Origin of the sequence: Pseudomonas sp. B22129, assembly GCF_044218875.1 — a bacterium.
In the GTDB taxonomy this organism is placed as follows: domain Bacteria; phylum Pseudomonadota; class Gammaproteobacteria; order Pseudomonadales; family Pseudomonadaceae; genus Aquipseudomonas.
The window spans coordinates 4,477,708-4,495,082 of sequence record NZ_CP162592.1; the positions used below are offsets into that span (position 1 = coordinate 4,477,708).

Genomic DNA, 17,375 nt, shown 5'->3' on the forward strand with positions numbered 1-17,375 from the left:
TATGACGTTACATGTGTCCTTACTAAAAACAATAAAAAGTGATGCCATGAATTTGAATGAGCCCATCAACGCCCATCGCGTCGGCCAGGCCGTCGGCAACTATCGCTGGACCATCTGCGCGATGTTGTTCTTTGCCACCACCGTCAACTACCTCGACCGCCAGGTGCTCAGCCTGCTGGCGCCGCAGTTGTCCACGCAGTTTGGCTGGAGCAACACCGACTACGCCAACATTGCGGCGGTGTTCCAGTTTGTCTACGCCATTTCCATGCTGTTCGCCGGGCGCTTTGTCGACAAGATCGGCACCAAGGCCGCCTACGTGGTCGCGATCGGCATCTGGTCCACCGGCGCCATCATGCATGCCTTCTCGGTGCCGATGGGCGCGGGTATTGCCACTGTCAGCAGCGCCATCGGCCTGGCGGTGATTCCGGTGTCGATTGCCGGTTTCATGCTGTCGCGCGCCGTGCTGGCGATTGGCGAGGCGGGTAACTTCCCCATCGCGATCAAGGCCACGGCCGAATACTTCCCCAAGAAAGAACGCTCCCTGGCCACCGGCATTTTCAACTCCGGTGCCAACGTCGGCGCGATTCTGGCGCCGATCTGCGTGCCGCTGATTGCCGGCCTGTGGGGCTGGGAAGCGGCCTTTATCGTCATCGGCATGCTCGGCTTTGTCTGGGTGGCCGTGTGGTCGATGGTCTATGAGAAACCCGAGCAGCAAAAACGCCTGTCGGCCGAGGAACTGGCCTACATCCGCAGCGACCAGACCGTACAGCCTTTCACGCCGCCGGTTGCCGGCGCGGTCGAGAAGAAGGTGTCGTGGTTCAAGCTGTTGACCTACCGCCAGACGTGGGCGTTTGCCTTCGGCAAGTTCATGACCGACGGCGTGTGGTGGTTCTTTCTGTTCTGGCTGCCGACTTACCTGTCGGCGCAATACGGCATGAAAGGCTCGGATATCGTGATGCCACTGGCTGTGCTGTACAGCATGACCATGGTCGGCAGTATTGGCGGCGGCTGGTTCCCCAGCTACTTCATGGCGCGCGGCGATGCACCCTACGATGGGCGCATGAAAGCCATGCTGGTGATCGCGTTGTTCCCGCTGGTGGTGTTGTTGGCGCAACCGTTCGGCTACCTGAGCTTCTGGGTGCCGGTGTTGTTGATCGGCGTGGGCGCCTCGGCGCACCAGGCGTGGTCGTGCAACATCTTCACCACGGTGTCCGACATGTTCCCGCAGAAAACCGTGGCCTCGGTGGTCGGCATCGGCGGCATGGCCGGTGGCCTGGGCGGCGTGGTGATGACCAAGATCGGCGGCTGGGTGTTCGACTACTACAAGTCGGTCAATGACATTCACACCGGCTACATGATCATGTTTGCGATCTGTGCGCTGGCGTACCTGGTGGCGTGGAGCGTGATGAAAGCGTTGGTGCCGCGGCACAAGGAAATCACCGATCTGTAAGGCGTAAATTCCCGCGCTGCCGGGCAGCGCGGGAGGGGATTACAACGCGCGAGCCCAGGTCTCATCGATCAGCGGCTTGCCAAAGTTCACGGTGGGTTCTTCCTTGACCAGGTTGAACCCCGCTTTGCGGTAGAGCTTGCGGGCATCGGTCAGCGCATCCACCGTCCATAAAATCATGCTCTTGTAGCCCACCTGCCGGGCAAAGCGCAGGCATTCGTCTACCAGGCGTGAGCCAATCCCCATCCCCCGGGCACTGGCGTCCACGTAAAGCATGCGCAGCTTGGCGGTGGTTTCATCATGACGCACCACGAAGACCGAACCCACCACCTCGCCATCCTTTTCCGCGATCCAGCAACGCTCGCACGCCGGGTCAAATTCGCGCAGGTATTTGGCGGTAATCTCTGAAACCAGTGCCTCGAACTCCCAGTTCCAGTTGTATTCGCGGGCATACAGGGCCGACTGCTGCTGCACCACCAACCCCATGTCACCGGGTTGTGGGTCGCGCAACAGGTAGCTCGGCGTGCGGCCTTGCAGCAGCGTCTGGATGCGCTGCATGGCGCCGGTCAATTGCTGTTGTTGCTGCTCGGGCATGGCCTGCAGCAGGGCGATGACTTCCTGCTGGGTTTTCTTTTCCAGCGGGGCCAATACCGTGCGGCCGAGGTCGCTGAGGTGCAGTTGCACCGCGCGCGCATCGGTGACGGAGCGGATTTTCTGGATCAGGCCTTTCTTTTCGAAGCCACTGATCAGCCGGCTCAGGTAGCCCGCGTCGAGGCCAAGCATCTGGCACAGGTCGGCAGCTGTCAGGTCGCCCCGGGACGACAACTCGTACATCACGCGGATTTCGGTCAGGGAAAAGTCGCTTTGCAGCAGGTGTTCCTGCAACACACCGATCTGGTGCGTATAGAAACGGTTGAAGCCACGGATGATGCCGGCGCGTTCGACAAGGGTGGTCGTAGACATGATGATGCTCTGATGGTTGCCTGAGGCAATTATATTGTTGCCTCAGGCAAGCATGTCAAAACATTTCGCTTAACGGTTACGCGTCACCCGCCAGACGGTGTTGGCCAAATCATCGGCGATGATCAGCGCACCTTTTGGATCCACCGTCACGCCCACCGGGCGCCCGCGGGTCTTGCCATCTTCGCCGCGAAAACCGGTAGCGAAGTCGACGGGCTCACCGGCCGGCTTGCCATCGCTGAACGGCACGAAGACCACCTTGTAGCCCACCGGGGGGTTGCGGTTCCAGCTGCCGTGTTCGCCGACAAACGCACCATTGGCAAACTTATCGCCCATCTCGGGGATGGAGAAATCCACCCCTAACGCCGCGACATGTGAGCCCAGGCTGTAGTCCGGTTTGATCGCCGCAGCGACTTTCGCCGGGTTCTGCGGTTGCGCGCGCGGGTCGACGTTCTGGCCCCAATAGCTGTAAGGCCAGCCGTAGAAGGCACCTTCACGTACGGAGGTGAGGTAGTCCGGCACCAAATCGGGGCCCAGCTCGTCACGTTCGTTGACCACCGTCCACAGTTGCCCGGAGCCCGGCTGAATGGTCAGCGCGGTCGGGTTACGCAAGCCGGTGGCGTAGGGCTTGTGCGCGCCGGTGGTGGCATCGATTTGCCAGACCATGGCGCGGTCGATCTCCACTTCCATGCCGCGCTCGGTGATGTTGCTATTGGAACCGATGCCCACATACAGCTGGCGCCCGTCAGCGCTGATGGCCAGGGACTTGGTCCAGTGGTGGTTGATCTGCGCGGGCAGGTCGGTGACCTTGCTCGGCGGGCCGCTGGCTTTGGTCTGGCCGTCGGCATAGTCGAAGCTCACCAGCGCATCCTGGTTGGCCACGTAGAGTTTGCCGTTGGCGTAGGCCAGGCCGTAAGGCGCGTTGAGGTTGTCGGCGAACACGGTTTTGAGTTCATACACGCCGTCACCGTCGGCGTCGCGCAGCAGGGTCAGGCGGTTGCCTCCTTTGACCTTGGTGTTGCCCTCGGCCTTGATCACGCTGGCGATCACGTCTTTGGGCTTGAGTTTGGCCGCGCTGCCGCCACGGCCTTCGGCGACCAGAATGTCGCCGTTGGGCAACACCAGCGTCTGGCGCGGGATGGCGAGGTCGGTGGCGATGGCGGTCACGCTGTAGCCATCCGGCACTTTGGGCTTTTGGTCACCCCACGGCGTGGGCTCGGCAATTTTCATGCTCGGCAACAGGCTGCTTTGTTGCTCCGGCAATTTGGGGTCGGGGCCGCGGGCCTGGGTCTTGTCGCCTTCGCCACCGCAGGCGCTCAGCAGCAGCGCCGCACTTAACAATGTGAGTGTGCTGGATGTTTTCATTGGGCACCTCCCGAACGCAGGCCGGTCCAGGTGGCGGCCAGCGCCAGCAGCATGACGATCGCCGACAGCACCAGCCCGGCGGGCATGGCGGCGTAGGCGTCCTTGGCGTGCTGGAAGGCATTGATCAGCCCGAGCACCCAGGTCGCCAGCAGCAACAGCACATATACAGTCGGTTGCCCGGCCTTGCGTTCAGCGCGCAGCAGGTTGACCACTGCGAACAGGAAGGCAAAGCCTGCGAACACCAGGGCGCCGGCGATCAGCCAGGAGGCGAAGTTGGCCCATTGAATCTGGTAGGTCTGGGTGTAGGCGATATCGCTGAGCAAGGCCCCGAGAAACAGCGGCACCGTGCCGGCGAGCAAGGTCGCGTGCAGCGGCCCGGGGGCGTAGCGGTAGGCGGGAAGGGTGGTCATGGGGTGGCGGCTCCTTGTTGTACAACGCCCCTGGGGTCGGGGCAGCGCATAGGAAAGGAGCCTTGTATTTGTGGGAAAGTTCAGCCTGATTCGTGTCGAAATATTATGAACCGGCCGCGTGCGCCCGGGCCTAAAGCCGTATCATCCCGCCCTTTCTCTTGCCAGGCGTTCCCATGACTCATCCCCGCATCGGCTTTGTCTGCCAATACCGGCATCCCGAACGTCAGCTTTCTGCCAGCGCCTTGAAGCTGATCGAAGGCCCGTTCAACCCGCGCACCACCACCCTGCGCTGGATGGAGAGCGTCACGCCGCACGTGGCCCGCGACAAGCTGGTGGAAATCGTTACGCATAACCTGGCCGCCCAATTGCGCCTGCTCACTTATGTGGCCGAACTGCCGCCGGCGCTGCGCATGCTGCGCGTGAGCAGTGATTTGCTGCCGTTCTACAGCCACCCGAAAGTGGCCCCTGTGTACAAAGACCCGGCCATCGAGCGCCAATTGATTGAAGGTTTCGCCGCCATCGGCGAGCTGGCGCGGGCCTCGGACATTCGCCTGTCGTTTCACCCCGGCCAATATTGCGTGCTGGGCTCGGAAAACCCCGGCGTGGTGGAGAACAGCCTGGCCGAATTCGAATACCACGCCGACATGATCCGCATGATGGGCTACGGCCGGCGCTTCCAGGACCTCAAATGCAACGTGCACATCGCCGGTCGCCTGGGCGTGGAAGGCACCCGCGCGGTGTGGGCGCGCTTGTCCGAGGTGGCGCGCAACTGCATCACGTTTGAAAACGACGAGAAGACCTACGGCCTCGACCACTGCCTGCAAGTCGCCGACCTGGCGCCGGTGGTGCTGGACATTCACCATTGCTGGATCCATGAAAACGACTACATCGACCCGCATTCCCCACGGGTCGCGCAGGTGATCGACAGCTGGCGCGGCGTGCGCCCGACGATGCATTACTCCCAGCCTCAGGAGAGCCTGCAGGCGTTGGGTTTCGATGCCGGGCAAAAACTGGAAATGGACGCGCTGCTGGCGGTGGTTTCCAAGCGTGACCTCTATGCCCACAGCGCGCAAATGTGGAACCTGTGGACCAATGATTACGCCCTGCAGTTTCTCGACCGCTTCGACATCATGATCGAAGCCAAGGACAAGAACGTGGCGTCCCAAGCGTTTTATGAGCATTGGCAGCGAAGCCTGGCGTGAGGCGCGTCATTGTTTGCCGTTCAGTGGAATCACCAGCGACACCCACAGGTTCCAGCCTTCCGGGCGGTTTTTCGCATCGAACTCGTAGTAACCCTTGACGTTGGCGTACCACAACTCGTCGCCCACCTTGAAAAAGTGCCCGGCCTGGGGGCCGATCCCGGCGACCCGTGATTTGAAGTCGCCCAGTACCGCGCCGCTGCCACTGTCGCCCGTCACTTGTTGGAAGTAATAACCCACCAGGCCGACCAGGGTCTGCGAGGTGAGAAAGTGCGAAGCGCTCAGGTCGATATGGGCGTCGACGCCGTTCTTGTAGTCGGTGTCGTTGTTCTTCCAGTTGTAGGTCATGCCCGCCACGGCGGAGAACTCGTTGGTTTTGTCGAAGTAGGTGTAGCCACCGCCCGCATCCAGCGCGGCGTGGCCCAAGCCGATATTGACCAGGCGGTTGGGGTCATAGGCGCCAATCGGAATGTTGCCCATGGAGTAGGCCATGAAATTGTGCACGCCGTGGTTCCACTTCAGGGTGCCGAGCAGGTAAAGGTCACTGCCGCCCTTGAGGCTGTCGTTTGTTCCGCCGGAAAAGGAGCGGCCCCGCGGCCCGGTCAGGGTTGCATCCACGCTGGCTTCGGAACGCGCCACCGCGCCGATGGCCGAGATCGCCGCCTGGGCGCCACCGAGTACCGGGGTTTCAAAGGTGTAGGTGGGGCTGGCGAACAGCAGGTCTGCCTTGGCATCCAGCCCGACCACCGTGCGCCCGCCACGCGGAACCACGGCATTTTTGTTGTCGCTGGCGTTCACGTGGTAATAGATCAGCGGCAGGCTCCAGCCCGGCGTGACCGGCGCGGCGGCCAGTGCGCCGAACTGCCCCGGCAGCCAGAAGCTGATGCCGCCGTCGTCCGCATGTGCCAGGGTCAGGGGTAACAGGGCAAGAACACCCAAAACGCGCGTTTTTGTGGTCATAGGACATCCTATCCAAGAGGCCATTCGATGCGTGCGGTTGGGGGCTGCGCTCCCCGTGGCTGCTTGAGCATAGTTCAAGGCTGGGAGGTTGTTGCGCCCATGCGCCTTGGCGGGCATGCTCCTTGGCCCGATAGAAGGAGCCACGCCAAGCCCACTCTGCACCTGCTCTGCGGCAAGATCGCCTCCGGCAAGTCCACACTCGCCAAGCAGCTCGCCGCCCAACACGGCGCCATTGTGCTGAGTGAAGACGCGTGGCTGGCGCAGCTGTACCCCGGCGAAATCCTGTCGATCACCGACTACCTGCGCAGCGCCCAGGCGTGTTGTGGTGAGCGGGCTTGCCCCGCGCTGGGCTGCGAAGCGGCCCTATAACCTGACCACTCGGTTTATCGGTTTCACCGCGTCGCCTGAATTGGGAGCGCTTCGCACTCCAGCGCGGGGCAAGCCCGCTCACCACAACAATCCCACTCACCACAACAAGCCCGCTAGTGTCGTGATCAGTTCCTGAGTCATCGATACATAGGTATATTGGCGCTCAAGCTCCCGTTACATACGCCTAGCCTATGGACTTCCCATGATCAACTTTCGCCTGATTCGCCACCTGTGGCTGTTCCTTGCCGTCGCCGAAGAACAAAACTTTGGCCGCGCCGCCAAGCGCCTGGGTATGTCGCAGCCACCCTTGAGCGAACAGATTCAGGTACTGGAACAGGCGCTCAAGGTCACGCTGTTCGAGCGCTCCCGGCGGGGTGCCAAGCTGACGCCGGTGGGCGCTGCGATCTTGCCGGCGGTGCGCAAGTTTGCCGAGCAACTGGAGCGCCTGGAGCTGGCGGTGGAGGAGGCGGTGGCGGGGCAGTCGGGCCTGCTGACAATCGGCGCGATTTCCACGGCGATGTTTGATGTGTTGCCGGGCTTGATCGATCAGATGAAGCAGCTATACCCGCATCTGACGGTCTCGGTGCGTGAAATCGACAGTGTCGAGGCCGTGCCGGCGCTGGAGGCGGGGGACATTGACCTGGCCTTCGCCCGGCTGGATGGCGACCTCGGGCCGGCGATCCAGTCACTGCCGCTGCTGGAAGACCGGCTGATGGTGGCCTTGCCCAGCAACCATCCGCTGGCTGCGCGTACGCGCGTCAGCCTGTCGAGCCTGGCCAGCGAACCGCTGGTGATGTTCTCGCGCAAGGTCAGCCCGGTGTATTTCGACAACCTGATCGCCACCTGCCGCGCCAGCGGGTTCTCGCCCCGCGTGCTGCATGAAGTGCGCTCGGTGGCCTCGCAAATCGCCTTCGTCAGCTGCGGCCAAGGCATTGCGCTGGTGCCGGCGTCGTTGAAAAAGCTCGCGCCGGGCAATGTGGTGCTGCGCCCGCTGACGCAAAAACTCAACGTGGTGACCACGGCGGTGGCGTGGAACAGCGAGCGTCCCAACCCGCTGGTCACGGAGCTGGTCGCGCAGTTCCAGGCTCATACGATTGGCGTATGAATGTGTTCCGCTATCCGTCATTTACATCGGGCAGCAAACCCTTGAAATTGGCCGCCTGACTGTTCCAGGAGCTTCAACATGTCGTTCGTCCACACCACGTTGCCGCTGACGGTAGACGGCGTTGCACTGAATATCGCCGCCCTGCGCCGTGAAGGCGAACGTGCGCCCATCGTATTTCTGCATGGCTTTGGTTCGACCAAGGAGGATTACGCCGATATCGTCCTGCACCCGGCATTCGACGGGCACCCTTTTGTCGCCTATGACGCGCCCGGTTGCGGCGAGAGCCAGTGCGCCGACTTGTCGAAAATCTCCATTCCTTTCTTGCTGGAGACGGCATTGCAGGTGCTCGAGCACTTCGACATTCAGCGTTTCCATCTGGTCGGCCATTCCATGGGCGGGTTGACCGCCTTGATGCTGGCCCACCGCTTCCCTGGCCGGGTGCTGAGCTTTACCGACATCGAAGGCAATATTGCCCCTGAAGACTGCTTTCTCAGCCGGCAAATTGTGGATTTTCCCGCCGATGACCCTGAAGCGTTTTTCAACGCCTTTATCGAGCGCACCCGCCACGCGCCGGCCTATGCCAGCGCGCTGTATTCGGCGAGCCTGCGCCACAAGGTGCGTGCCGGCGCGGTACGCGGGATTTTCCAGTCGATGGTCGAGCTGTCCGACCACGGCGACCTGATGGGCAAATTCCTCGGCTTGCCTTGCCCGAAGATGTTCATGTATGGCGAGCAGAACGCTTCGCTGTCTTACCTGCCGCACATCCAGGCGAATGGCGTGCGCCTGGCGCCCATCGCCGAATGCGGGCACTTCCCGATGTATTCCAACCCGGTTGCCCTGTGGCAGCAGATTGCTGACTTCCACCGTCACTGCGGCTGAAACACCCGGTGCCCCTCCCGCCGTTATCGACTCGACAGGCACGGTTGAGCCCGGTTCGCGCGCCACATGTCGTGGCCGCTGACCACCACGATTCCCGCCAGCACCAACAGCGAACCGAACACGAAGGACGTATCCAGCTTCTCATCCAGCAGCCACACACCAAATACCACACCCGATAACGGCGTGAGGAACGACAGCACGCCAAGCCGTGAAGCCAGGTAGCGCCCGAGCAACCAGAACCATACCAGCAAGCTCAGAAACGAGAACACCACGGTCTGGAACGCCAGGCTGGCGATGGCAATGCCGGACAGGTGCAACGTGGTTTGCCCGGTCACACCGGCCACGGCAGCGAGGATCACGCAGGCACCGGCCAATTGGTAAAACAGCGTCAACGGCGCGGGCGCCTCAGCCAGTTTCGAGCAGCGGATGCTCAAGGTGGTGGCGCCCCAGGCGATGGCACCCAGCACGCCCAGCGCATCCCCGACGCGCTGGCGTGTGATCCAGCCTTCGCCTGGCGCAGATGGTGCGTAAAACGCAACCGCGATACCGATAAACGCAATGACAATGCCCAGCCATTGCACGCTGCTCAAACGTTCGCTGGCGAAACGAATGTGCAAGCCAATAGCGGCGAAGATCGGTGCGGTGTACAGAAAAATCACCATGTGCGCCGCCGAGGTGTAGCTCAGCCCAACCGACACCGCGATGTATTCGACGGCGAACAAAACCCCGACGATGACGCCGCCACGCCACGTCTGCACGCGGCACTTTTCGCGATAGCGGCGCACGAGCAACAGAAGGCCCACCATCACGGCGGCCACCCCGGAGCGCAGGGCGATTTGCAACACGGGCGGGACATCCTCGGCCGCCGCTTTGATAGCGACTTGCTGAAGGCCCCAGATGGCACACACCACGATCATCATCACGGTGGCTTTCTTATCAATCGTCTGGCGATTTTCCACGGCACAGCTCCTCTGACTCAGTGGGGGTCAGTCTGGCGCCGTCGTAACGGGGGGATATAGCGAGAAAACGACAAGCGATAGCGCACAATCGTCATTCGTTGCGCTTCGCCGAGCCTGGCGATGGGTGATTTCCGGTCATGAGTGTGATGAGCGCCGCGCTATCGTTTCTCCTTGTCCGGCAGCGCAATACTTGCTCCACGGCAACAACCGGTTGCCACTACTCAGGAGTTTTGCGATGTACTCGATCATGGGCGTTACCGGGCAGGTCGGCGCAGCTGTCGCCAACGCATTGCTGGCAGCCGGCGAGCCCGTGCGCGCGGTGGTGCGCGATGCTGGAAAAGGGGTGGCCTGGGCCGCACAGGGATGTGAGGTGGCGGTGGCCGATGCCAATGACGTGCAGTCATTGACGGGCGCGTTCAGCCACAGCAAAGGTGTCTTCATTTTGCTGCCGCCAAACTTCGACCCGGTTGAAGGCTTTGCGCCCACCCGTCAGATCATCGCCAACATTCATCAGGCGCTCGCCGTGACCCGCCCGGAAAAGGTGGTGTGCATTTCCACCATCGGCGCCCAGGCCAGCCAGCCCAACCTGCTCAACCAATTGCAATTGCTGGAACAAAGCCTGCGCGAGCTGGACCTGCCGGTCACGTTTTTGCGCCCTGCGTGGTTTATGGAAAACCATCAGTGGGATATCGATGCGGCCCGCAGCGGTGTAATTCCAAGCTTCCTGCAACCGCTGGATAAACCGGTGCCGATGATCGCCACGCTCGACGTGGGCCGCACCGCCGCTGAGCTGCTGCGGGAAACCTGGCAGGGCAATCGCATTGTCGAGCTGCAAGCCACCGAAACCGTGACCCCTGACAGCATCGCCCAAACCTTCGCAGAACTGCTCGGGCACCCGGTGCGCATGCAGGTGGTGGCACGTGACACCTGGCAAGCGTTGTTTGAATCCCAGGGCATGCACAATCCGCTGCCACGCATGCAAATGCTGGACGGGTTCAACGAAGGCTGGATTTGTTTTGAAGGTGTGCCGCGCGTCGGTCGGGTCACCTTCAAAGACGTGCTGGCCGGGTTGTTGAACGGTTGAACCGAGGGGGGCAGGAGGGCTGCTTGTTGCAAGCCAGCCCCGTCCGTCAGGCCGGGATAAGCCCCGACGCCTGATAACTCTGCACCAGCTCGTCATACAGGCTCATGTCGGCGCGCGTGCGCGCGATCAACTGTGCGCCGGCTATGGCGGTGTAGATCGCGCGGGCGCGGCGCTGGCACACCTCGGCGCTGCCCGTTTCGAGTTCGGTCAGGCGCTCGGCCAGCCACGCCACGTTGATGTCGGCAAACGTCAGCACTTCGCGCTTTACCTGTTCGGGCAGGTCCTGGTATTCGGCCGCCATGAAGCTGGCAAGGCACAGCCGGTTGTTGTTTTCCAGGGAGTGACGAAAGATCCCCGGGTAGCGCCGCAGGCAGTGAAGCGGGTCCGGATTGTCCTGGCGAACAGCCTCAAGCGTCGCGGCGGCATCTTCCCAATAACGCTTGGCGACGGCTGCGCCAAGGTCGGCCTTGCTGGGGAAGTGGTAATAGATACTCGCGTTCTTGATCCCGACGGTTTCGCCGATGCTGCGGAAGTTGATTCCGCTGTAGCCGTAGTGTTGGCCTGCCGCTTTGGCGGCTTCCAGAATGGCTTCCCGAGCGTTTTCGCTCACGTGTTGGTCCCTCGTTCATTGAGTCGCGTGCGCTGATTCTACGCGCACAATCGCTTGCCTGCCAACTGGTAGGTAGTTGTTGACATGCTCGGGAAAAGCTCGCAATCTTTGCCTACCAATTGACAGGTAGGCGATAGCATCATGACGCTTCAACAGCCACAATCCGCGGTATCCCAAGCCCCTTTGCTGAAAATCCATGACTGGTACAACGGTCCCTACCCGGCACGCGTGCGTATCGCGCTGGCCGAGAAAGGCTTGCTGCCAGACACCGCGTTTGTGCCCGTTAACCTGTGGCAAGGCAAGCACAAACACCCTGACTTTCTGGCCCTCAACTACTCCGGCACGCTGCCGGTGCTGCAACTGCAGGACGGCACACTGATTGCGGAATGCACGGCGATCACCCAATACCTGGACGCCCTGGATGGTCACCCGACCCTGACGGGCACTACGCCTGTCGAGCAGGGCCTGATCCATATGATGACCCGGCGCGCAGAGCTGGAATTGATGGACGCCGTCAGCGTGTATTTCCACCATGCAACCCCAGGCCTCGGGCCCGAGGTGGAGCTGTACCAGAACGCCGAATGGGGCCAGCGCATGGGTGACAAGGCAATCCGGGGCATGCGTTATTTCGATGGCCTGCTGAAGACGCGGCCGTTTGTTGCAGGGGATGCGTTCTCAATGGCTGATATTGCACTGCTCGGTGGCTTGATTTTCGCAGGTCTGGTCAAGTTGCCCGTGCCGCAGGAATGCACAGCGCTACACGCGTGGCACGCCCGTATGAACGAGCGCGACAGCGTTCAGACATGGCGCGCGATGGTGGAGCAGGGCAATCTGCAAAACCAACCGAGCTAAGGCAGCGCCCGGGCCGTGTCCGACGCTTGAGCGGGCACGGCCCCAGGGGTTTTGATGGTCTTGGTCACGATGTAGGTGAAGTACCGTTCAATCGCCAAGTCCTCCATCAGCAACTGATCGATGAAGCGCTGATAGCCGTCGATGTCCGCCGCGCGAATCATCGCGATGTAGTCCACGCCGCCGCCTGTGGCATAGCAGAACTCCACCTCCGGCGCCTCGGCCATGCGGTGCTCGAAGCGGCGCATGTCCTGGGCGGTGTGGCGGGCCAGGGTGATCTCCACCAGCAGTTGCTGGCTTTTGAATACCTGGTTCCAGTCGATAACCGCGCGATAGCCCTTCACCAGGCCCGCGCTTTCCAGCTTGCGCACGCGCTCCCAGGCCGGCGTGACCGACAGGTTGATCGCCTCGGCCAAGCTGGACTTGGTGATGCGCCCGTCCTCGGAAAGGATGCGCAGGATGTTCAGGTCGTAACGGTCAAGCTTGTGCATTGCAGGCAAACTCTGAAACGGGCAAGACAGTATCAGGCCACCAACTGTGGGAGCTGTCGAGCGCCAGCGAGGCTGCGAAGGCGGTGGCATGGGCGAAAGCTTTATAGGCAGTGCCGCCGCTTTCGCAGGCAAGCCAGCTCCCACCTTTGACCTTCATCGCCGGCGAGCACGTGTCCGACGCGATGACGCTGGTTTCCCAAACACCACCAATCCCCTGTGGGAGCTGTCGAGCGCCAGCGAGGCTGCGAAGGCGGTGGCATGGGCGAAAGCTTTATAGGCAGTGCCGCCGCTTTCGCAGGCAAGCCAGCTCCCACCTTTGACCTTCATCGCCGGCGAGCACGTGTCCGACGCGATGACGCTGGTTTCCCAAACACCATCAATCCCCTGTGGGAGCTGTCGAGCCCCGGCGAGGCTGCGATGGCGGCGGCATGGGCGAAATCTCTATTGGCAGTGCCGCCGCTTTCACAGGCAAGCCAGCTCCCACAAGGGTGTGCGTCAGCCAAGGATTTCGCTGGCGACCTGATCAATCGCACCCTTGGTGATGTCGACGATCAGGTCGGCGTCTTCGCGGGTCAGAATCAACGGGGGGGCAAAGCCGAGTATGTCGCCGTGGGGCATGGCGCGGGCGATCATGCCGCGCTCCAGGCAGGCCGCCGAGACTTTCGGGCCGACTTTCAACGCGGCATCGAAGGGGGTGCGCTGTTCGCGGTCGGCCATGAATTCCACGGCCGCGAGCATCCCGTCACCGCGCACTTCGCCCACCAGCGGGTGACCTTCGAGGGTTTCACGCAGGCGACGGTTGAGGTAAGCGCCCACTTGCTCGGCATTTTCGGTGAGGTTTTCGCGCTCCAGAATATCCAGGTTGGCCAACGCCGCCGCCGCGCAGATCGGGTGCCCGGAATAGGTCCAGCCGTGGCCCATGGCGCCGTCGGTGGTCGAAGCCTTTTCGATCACGTCCCAGACTTTGTCGCCAATGATCACCGCCGACAATGGCGCGTAAGCACTGGTCAAGCCCTTGGCCGTGGTGATCAGGTCCGGGCGCATGCCGTAGCGCTGGCTGCCCATTTTCGAACCGAGACGGCCGAAGGCGCAGACCACTTCATCGGCAATCAACAACACGTCGTACTTGTTCAGCACCGCCTGAATCGCCGACCAGTAACCGCCGGGCGGCACCACGATGCCGCCGGTGCCCATCACCGGTTCGCCGATGAACGCCGCCACGGTGTCGGGGCCTTCGGCGAGGATCATTTTTTCCAGCTCGTCGGCGCAGTAACGCACGAACGCCGCCTCATCCATGCCAGCCGGCGCCTTGCGGTACCAGTGCGGGCACACGGTGTGTTTGATGCCTTGTTCCGGCAGGTCGAAATGCTGGTGGAACGCGGCAAGGCCCGTGAGGCTGCCGGTCATGATGCCCGAGCCGTGATAGCCACGGTCGCGGGATATGATTTTCTTCTTCTGCGGACGGCCCAGTACGTTGTTGTAGTAGCGCACCAACTTGATCTGGGTTTCGTTGGCGTCGGAACCGGACAGGCCGTAATAGACCTTTTTCATACCCTGCGGCGCCCAGTCCATGATGCGGCTCGACAGCTCGATAATCGCCTCGGTCGAGTGGCCGACGTAGGTGTGGTAGTAGGCTAGTTCCTTGGCTTGCTTGTAGATCGCGTCGGCTACTTCGGTACGGCCATAGCCGATGTTCACGCAGTAGAGCCCGGCAAATGCATCGATCAATTCACGGCCTTCATGGTCGCGAATGCGGATGCCCGAAGCGCTCTTGATGATGCGGCCTTTCAGCGCGCCGCTGGCGTGGTCATGGGCGTGGGTGGACGGGTGCATGAAGTGCGCGCGGTCCTGTTCGAACAGGCGGTCGAGTTCGTGGTTCATAGCGAGTCTCCTTTGAATTGTCCTTGGTGGTGCAGGCAAAAGTATTTGGTTTCGACAAAGGCTTCGAAGCCTTCGGCGCCGCCTTCACGGCCCAGGCCCGAGGCTTTCATGCCGCCGAACGGAATCGGGTGGCCGGTGAATTTCACGCCGTTGACCGCGATCATCGCGTGGTCAAGGCGGCGAATCAGTGGGTAGATCAGGTCCAGGCGGTTGGAACAAACGTAGGCGGCCAAACCGTATTCGGTGTCGTTGGCCAGGGCGATGGCGTGCTCCAGCGTGTCGAAGGGCATCACCCCCGCAATGGGTGCGAAGTTTTCTTCGCGGTAGATGCGCATTTCGGGGGTCACGTCGGCCAGCACCGTGGGCTGGTAGAACAGGCCGCCGAGGGCGTGGGCTTCACCGCCGACCAGGCGTTGCGCGCCGAGCTGCAAGGCGTCCTCCACGCGTTCTGCGGTGACGTCGAAGGCGGCTTGGTGCATCAGCGGGCCAACGTCCACGCTTTGCTCTTGATCATTGATCAGTGCCGGGCCTACCCGCAGTTCACGCACGGCGGCGGCAAAGCGTTTGAGGAAAGCCGGGTAGATCGAGCGGTCCACGAGGATGCGGTTGGCGGCGCAGCAATCCTGGCCCGAGGTCTGGAATTTAGCTTGCACGGCGACTTTCACCGCCAGGCCCAAGTCAGCATCGGCACACACAATGAACGGCGCGTTGCCGCCCAATTCCAGCGCGACCTTTTTCACATCCTGGGCTGCCGCTTGCAGCACCAATTTGCCCACACGGGTTGAGCCGGTGAAGCTCACCGCGCGCACGCGGCTGTCCTGCACCAGTGTTTGCATGGTCATTTGCGGCTCCCCCAGCACCACGTTGAATACCCCGGCCGGGAAGCCGGCTTCTTCGGCCAGATGCGCCAGGGCAAAGGCGGAATAGGGCGTTTCATGGGCCGGTTTGACCACCACTGTGCACCCGGCGGCGAGCGCGGCAGCGGCTTTGCGGGTGATCATGGCCGAGGGAAAGTTCCACGGCGTCAGCAGTGCGCAAACGCCGACCGGCTCCTTGACGGTGCCCAGGTGTGCGCCGGGGATGTGGCTAGGAATATTCTGGCCGTACAGGCGCCGGGCCTCTTCGGCAAACCAGGGGATAAAGCTGGCGGCATAGGCGATTTCGCCACGGGCTTCGGCCAGAGATTTGCCTTGCTCCAGGCTGAGGATGCGCGCCAGGTCTTCCTGGTGCTCCAGGATCAATGCGGCCCAGCGTTTCAAAATCGTCGCGCGAGCCTCCAGGCTTTGCTCGCGCCAGGCGGGGAAGGCGCGGTGTGCGGCGGCCACAGCAGCAATGATCTGCGGTTGTTCGAGCATCGGCACATGGCCGATCACGTCCTGCGTCGCCGGGTTGTGCACGGCGACGGTGCTGGCGCTGTCACTGTGGACCCAATGGCCGTCGACATAGCACAGCGCCTTGAACAGCAGTGGGTGTTTGTAAGTCATGGTGGTGGCTCCCAATCGTCTGAGTGCAGTCATGCTAGGGCAGGGTGGTGTGGAGAAAAGCGGGTTTGGCGGGGGTGTGGCTTGGTGTTTTTTCTGATTAGGGTGGCTCGTACGGCGATTTCTCTGGGAACCATCCCTGTGGGAGCCGGGCTTGCCCGCGATGCAGGCACCTCGGTGTCACTGCAATACCGAGGTGAGGCAATCGCGGGCAAGCCCGCTCCCACAGGGGGTTGGGGTTATTTGGCGGTTTTTGCGTTGGCAACCCAGCCGTCAAATGTCGCCTTGTTTTCACTCATCCAGTCATCCGCCAGCTTGCGGATGTTGCGTTCGCTGGAACCGTCCGCGCTGATGGTTTTTTCCCAGTAGCTCCAGGTCGACTGCGGGAAGGTCATCTGTTCCACTAACTTTTTCACAGCCGGGTTGGCTGCGATGAACTGCTTGTTGCCGATGGCGTACCAGTTCCACGCCGCCATCGCCATGCGGCACGGGTCGGCGCCACCGGCGCAGCCTTCGACACCCGGGGTCAGCGCTGAAACCGTGCTGGGCACATTGCCCGGCAACGCATCAAACGGCGTCGGCAGCCACACCACGTCCTTGCCCGGGACCATGGTGTTGGTCATCCACGAGGGCGCCCAGGCATAGAAAAACACCGGCTCGCCACGTTTGAGGCGGGCCACGTTTTCAAACATCAGCGCTTCGTACTTGCCGCGCACCGGGTTGACGGTGGCTTTCAAACCGAATTTGTCGAGCTGGTAATCCACCACGTCACCGCAGCCCCAACCCGGGTCGCAACTGATCAGGTCAGCCTTGCCGTTCTTGCCGAACAGCGCGGCGATCTTCGGGTCTTTGAGCTGCTCAAGGCTGGTGATGTGGTAGGCGTCGGCGGTTTTCTTGTCGATCATGTAGCCGTTGTAACCGGCACCGGTGATCGAGCCGCCGCCAACCACTTCGGTGCGGTCCTTGACCTTGTCGAAGCTCGGTTGCAGCTGTGGCAACGTCACGTCCATCGACAGGTCCAGGTCGCCCTGGGCCGCTGCCGGGAAGAACAGCGTGGTGTTGACGGTGCTCAGCTTGCTCGCATAGCCCAGGCGCTTGGCGGCTTCGATGGCGATCTTGGTGATGACGTAATTGCCACCGGTACTTTCCGACTGCACGAAACGGATGGTTTTGCCATCGCCGGGCAGGGTCTCGGCCATGACCGAAGCGCTCCCCAGGTACAACAGTGCTGTACATGCCAGCGCGGCGTTGAATGGACGCATCATGATTTCCTCGTTGTTTTTCTCGTTATGGTTAAGGGTTGGCAGTTAAAACCGACGTCATGAT

The 17,375-nt window shown here is 61.9% G+C and carries 16 protein-coding genes and 1 pseudogene; 7 read left to right on the forward strand and 10 right to left on the reverse strand.

The genetic code is table 11. The annotated features are described in order from the left end of the window. Window positions 1-46: 46 nt before the first annotated feature. The gene (locus tag AB4P94_RS20655) at window positions 47-1,450 is read left to right on the forward strand and encodes an MFS transporter (RefSeq protein ID WP_395607184.1); all 1,404 of its coding nucleotides are present in this window, start codon (window positions 47-49) and stop codon (window positions 1,448-1,450) included. A gap of 39 nt (window positions 1,451-1,489) precedes the next feature. On the opposite strand, the gene AB4P94_RS20660 is transcribed toward AB4P94_RS20655, so the two are convergent. The 3 genes from AB4P94_RS20660 to AB4P94_RS20670 form a co-directional block, all read right to left on the reverse strand. Next, window positions 1,490-2,410 (reverse strand): GNAT family N-acetyltransferase, encoded by a 921-nt coding sequence (locus AB4P94_RS20660; protein WP_395607185.1) that lies wholly within the window; start codon window positions 2,408-2,410, stop codon window positions 1,490-1,492. Between the two features lie 69 nt (window positions 2,411-2,479). Next, window positions 2,480-3,772: a PQQ-dependent sugar dehydrogenase gene (locus AB4P94_RS20665; RefSeq protein ID WP_395607186.1), complete on the reverse strand. Its 1,293-nt coding sequence runs from the start codon at window positions 3,770-3,772 to the stop codon at window positions 2,480-2,482. Then, entirely contained in the window at window positions 3,769-4,182 is a 414-nt protein-coding gene (locus AB4P94_RS20670) for a DUF2231 domain-containing protein (protein ID WP_395607187.1), read from the reverse strand. Before AB4P94_RS20670 ends, AB4P94_RS20665 begins: the two co-directional genes overlap by 4 nt. Before the next feature lie 173 nt (window positions 4,183-4,355). On the opposite strand from AB4P94_RS20670, the gene AB4P94_RS20675 reads away from it, so the two are divergent. Then, the gene (locus tag AB4P94_RS20675; RefSeq protein ID WP_395607188.1) at window positions 4,356-5,384 is read left to right on the forward strand and encodes a UV damage endonuclease UvsE; all 1,029 of its coding nucleotides are present in this window, start codon (window positions 4,356-4,358) and stop codon (window positions 5,382-5,384) included. A 6-nt stretch (window positions 5,385-5,390) separates the two neighbouring features. Here the strand turns inward: AB4P94_RS20675 and AB4P94_RS20680 are convergent, their stop codons facing one another. Continuing rightward, window positions 5,391-6,341 carry a transporter gene (locus AB4P94_RS20680; RefSeq protein ID WP_395607189.1) on the reverse strand — a complete coding sequence of 317 codons (951 nt, stop codon included), beginning with the start codon at window positions 6,339-6,341 and terminating at the stop codon, window positions 5,391-5,393. Between the two features lie 99 nt (window positions 6,342-6,440). Between AB4P94_RS20680 and AB4P94_RS20685 the strand changes: the two are divergent. The 3 genes and pseudogenes from AB4P94_RS20685 to AB4P94_RS20695 all read left to right on the forward strand — a co-directional run. Continuing rightward, a pseudogene (locus tag AB4P94_RS20685) lies at window positions 6,441-6,668 on the forward strand (AAA family ATPase); the annotation flags it as partial. 244 nt (window positions 6,669-6,912) lie between these two features. Beyond that, window positions 6,913-7,815, forward strand: a complete 903-nt coding sequence (locus AB4P94_RS20690; protein ID WP_395607190.1) for a LysR family transcriptional regulator — start codon at window positions 6,913-6,915, stop codon at window positions 7,813-7,815. Window positions 7,816-7,893: 78 nt separating this feature from the next. Next, the gene (locus AB4P94_RS20695; RefSeq protein WP_395607191.1) at window positions 7,894-8,694 is read left to right on the forward strand and encodes an alpha/beta fold hydrolase; all 801 of its coding nucleotides are present in this window, start codon (window positions 7,894-7,896) and stop codon (window positions 8,692-8,694) included. 23 nt (window positions 8,695-8,717) lie between these two features. Here AB4P94_RS20695 and AB4P94_RS20700 read toward each other — a convergent pair whose 3' ends face one another. Further along, window positions 8,718-9,653: a DMT family transporter gene (locus AB4P94_RS20700; protein ID WP_395607192.1), complete on the reverse strand. Its 936-nt coding sequence runs from the start codon at window positions 9,651-9,653 to the stop codon at window positions 8,718-8,720. Between the two features lie 235 nt (window positions 9,654-9,888). Between AB4P94_RS20700 and AB4P94_RS20705 the strand changes: the two genes are divergently transcribed. Further along, complete coding sequence (locus AB4P94_RS20705; protein WP_395607193.1) at window positions 9,889-10,737, forward strand: NmrA family NAD(P)-binding protein; 849 nt, start codon at window positions 9,889-9,891, stop codon at window positions 10,735-10,737. A 46-nt stretch (window positions 10,738-10,783) separates the two neighbouring features. Here AB4P94_RS20705 and AB4P94_RS20710 read toward each other — a convergent pair whose 3' ends face one another. After that, complete coding sequence (locus tag AB4P94_RS20710) at window positions 10,784-11,347, reverse strand: TetR/AcrR family transcriptional regulator (RefSeq protein ID WP_395607194.1); 564 nt, start codon at window positions 11,345-11,347, stop codon at window positions 10,784-10,786. A 141-nt stretch (window positions 11,348-11,488) separates the two neighbouring features. Between AB4P94_RS20710 and AB4P94_RS20715 the strand changes: the two genes are divergently transcribed. Next, window positions 11,489-12,199, forward strand: a complete 711-nt coding sequence (locus tag AB4P94_RS20715; RefSeq protein ID WP_395607195.1) for a glutathione S-transferase — start codon at window positions 11,489-11,491, stop codon at window positions 12,197-12,199. Here the strand turns inward: AB4P94_RS20715 and AB4P94_RS20720 are convergent. The 4 genes from AB4P94_RS20720 to proX all read right to left on the reverse strand — a co-directional run bounded on the left by AB4P94_RS20720 (window position 12,196) and on the right by proX (window position 17,314). Beyond that, window positions 12,196-12,687, reverse strand: coding sequence for an Lrp/AsnC family transcriptional regulator (locus AB4P94_RS20720; RefSeq protein WP_395607196.1), 492 nt, complete (start codon window positions 12,685-12,687; stop codon window positions 12,196-12,198). The two genes, AB4P94_RS20715 and AB4P94_RS20720, sit on opposite strands and share 4 nt — an antisense overlap. A 495-nt stretch (window positions 12,688-13,182) precedes the next feature. Beyond that, window positions 13,183-14,568 (reverse strand): aspartate aminotransferase family protein, encoded by a 1,386-nt coding sequence (locus tag AB4P94_RS20725; RefSeq protein WP_395607197.1) that lies wholly within the window; start codon window positions 14,566-14,568, stop codon window positions 13,183-13,185. Further along, on the reverse strand, window positions 14,565-16,052 hold the full coding sequence (locus AB4P94_RS20730) for an NAD-dependent succinate-semialdehyde dehydrogenase (protein ID WP_395607198.1): 1,488 nt from the start codon (window positions 16,050-16,052) through the stop codon (window positions 14,565-14,567). Before AB4P94_RS20730 ends, AB4P94_RS20725 begins: the two co-directional genes overlap by 4 nt. Window positions 16,053-16,288: 236 nt before the next feature. Then, window positions 16,289-17,314, reverse strand: a complete 1,026-nt coding sequence (gene proX, locus AB4P94_RS20735; RefSeq protein ID WP_395607199.1) for a glycine betaine/L-proline ABC transporter substrate-binding protein ProX — start codon at window positions 17,312-17,314, stop codon at window positions 16,289-16,291. Window positions 17,315-17,375 lie beyond the last annotated feature (61 nt).

Coding starts and splice junctions, on each gene's coding strand:
- AB4P94_RS20695 (WP_395607191.1), top strand. CDS start 7,894: ATGTCGTTCGTCCACACCACGTTGCCGCTGACGGTAGACGGCGTTGCA.
- AB4P94_RS20715 (WP_395607195.1), top strand. CDS start 11,489: ATGACGCTTCAACAGCCACAATCCGCGGTATCCCAAGCCCCTTTGCTG.
- AB4P94_RS20655 (WP_395607184.1), top strand. CDS start 47: ATGAATTTGAATGAGCCCATCAACGCCCATCGCGTCGGCCAGGCCGTC.
- AB4P94_RS20720 (WP_395607196.1), bottom strand. CDS start 12,687: ATGCACAAGCTTGACCGTTACGACCTGAACATCCTGCGCATCCTTTCC.
- AB4P94_RS20705 (WP_395607193.1), top strand. CDS start 9,889: ATGTACTCGATCATGGGCGTTACCGGGCAGGTCGGCGCAGCTGTCGCC.
- AB4P94_RS20725 (WP_395607197.1), bottom strand. CDS start 14,568: ATGAACCACGAACTCGACCGCCTGTTCGAACAGGACCGCGCGCACTTC.
- AB4P94_RS20660 (WP_395607185.1), bottom strand. CDS start 2,410: ATGTCTACGACCACCCTTGTCGAACGCGCCGGCATCATCCGTGGCTTC.
- AB4P94_RS20680 (WP_395607189.1), bottom strand. CDS start 6,341: ATGACCACAAAAACGCGCGTTTTGGGTGTTCTTGCCCTGTTACCCCTG.
- AB4P94_RS20690 (WP_395607190.1), top strand. CDS start 6,913: ATGATCAACTTTCGCCTGATTCGCCACCTGTGGCTGTTCCTTGCCGTC.
- AB4P94_RS20730 (WP_395607198.1), bottom strand. CDS start 16,052: ATGACTTACAAACACCCACTGCTGTTCAAGGCGCTGTGCTATGTCGAC.
- AB4P94_RS20665 (WP_395607186.1), bottom strand. CDS start 3,772: ATGAAAACATCCAGCACACTCACATTGTTAAGTGCGGCGCTGCTGCTG.
- proX (WP_395607199.1), bottom strand. CDS start 17,314: ATGATGCGTCCATTCAACGCCGCGCTGGCATGTACAGCACTGTTGTAC.
- AB4P94_RS20670 (WP_395607187.1), bottom strand. CDS start 4,182: ATGACCACCCTTCCCGCCTACCGCTACGCCCCCGGGCCGCTGCACGCG.
- AB4P94_RS20675 (WP_395607188.1), top strand. CDS start 4,356: ATGACTCATCCCCGCATCGGCTTTGTCTGCCAATACCGGCATCCCGAA.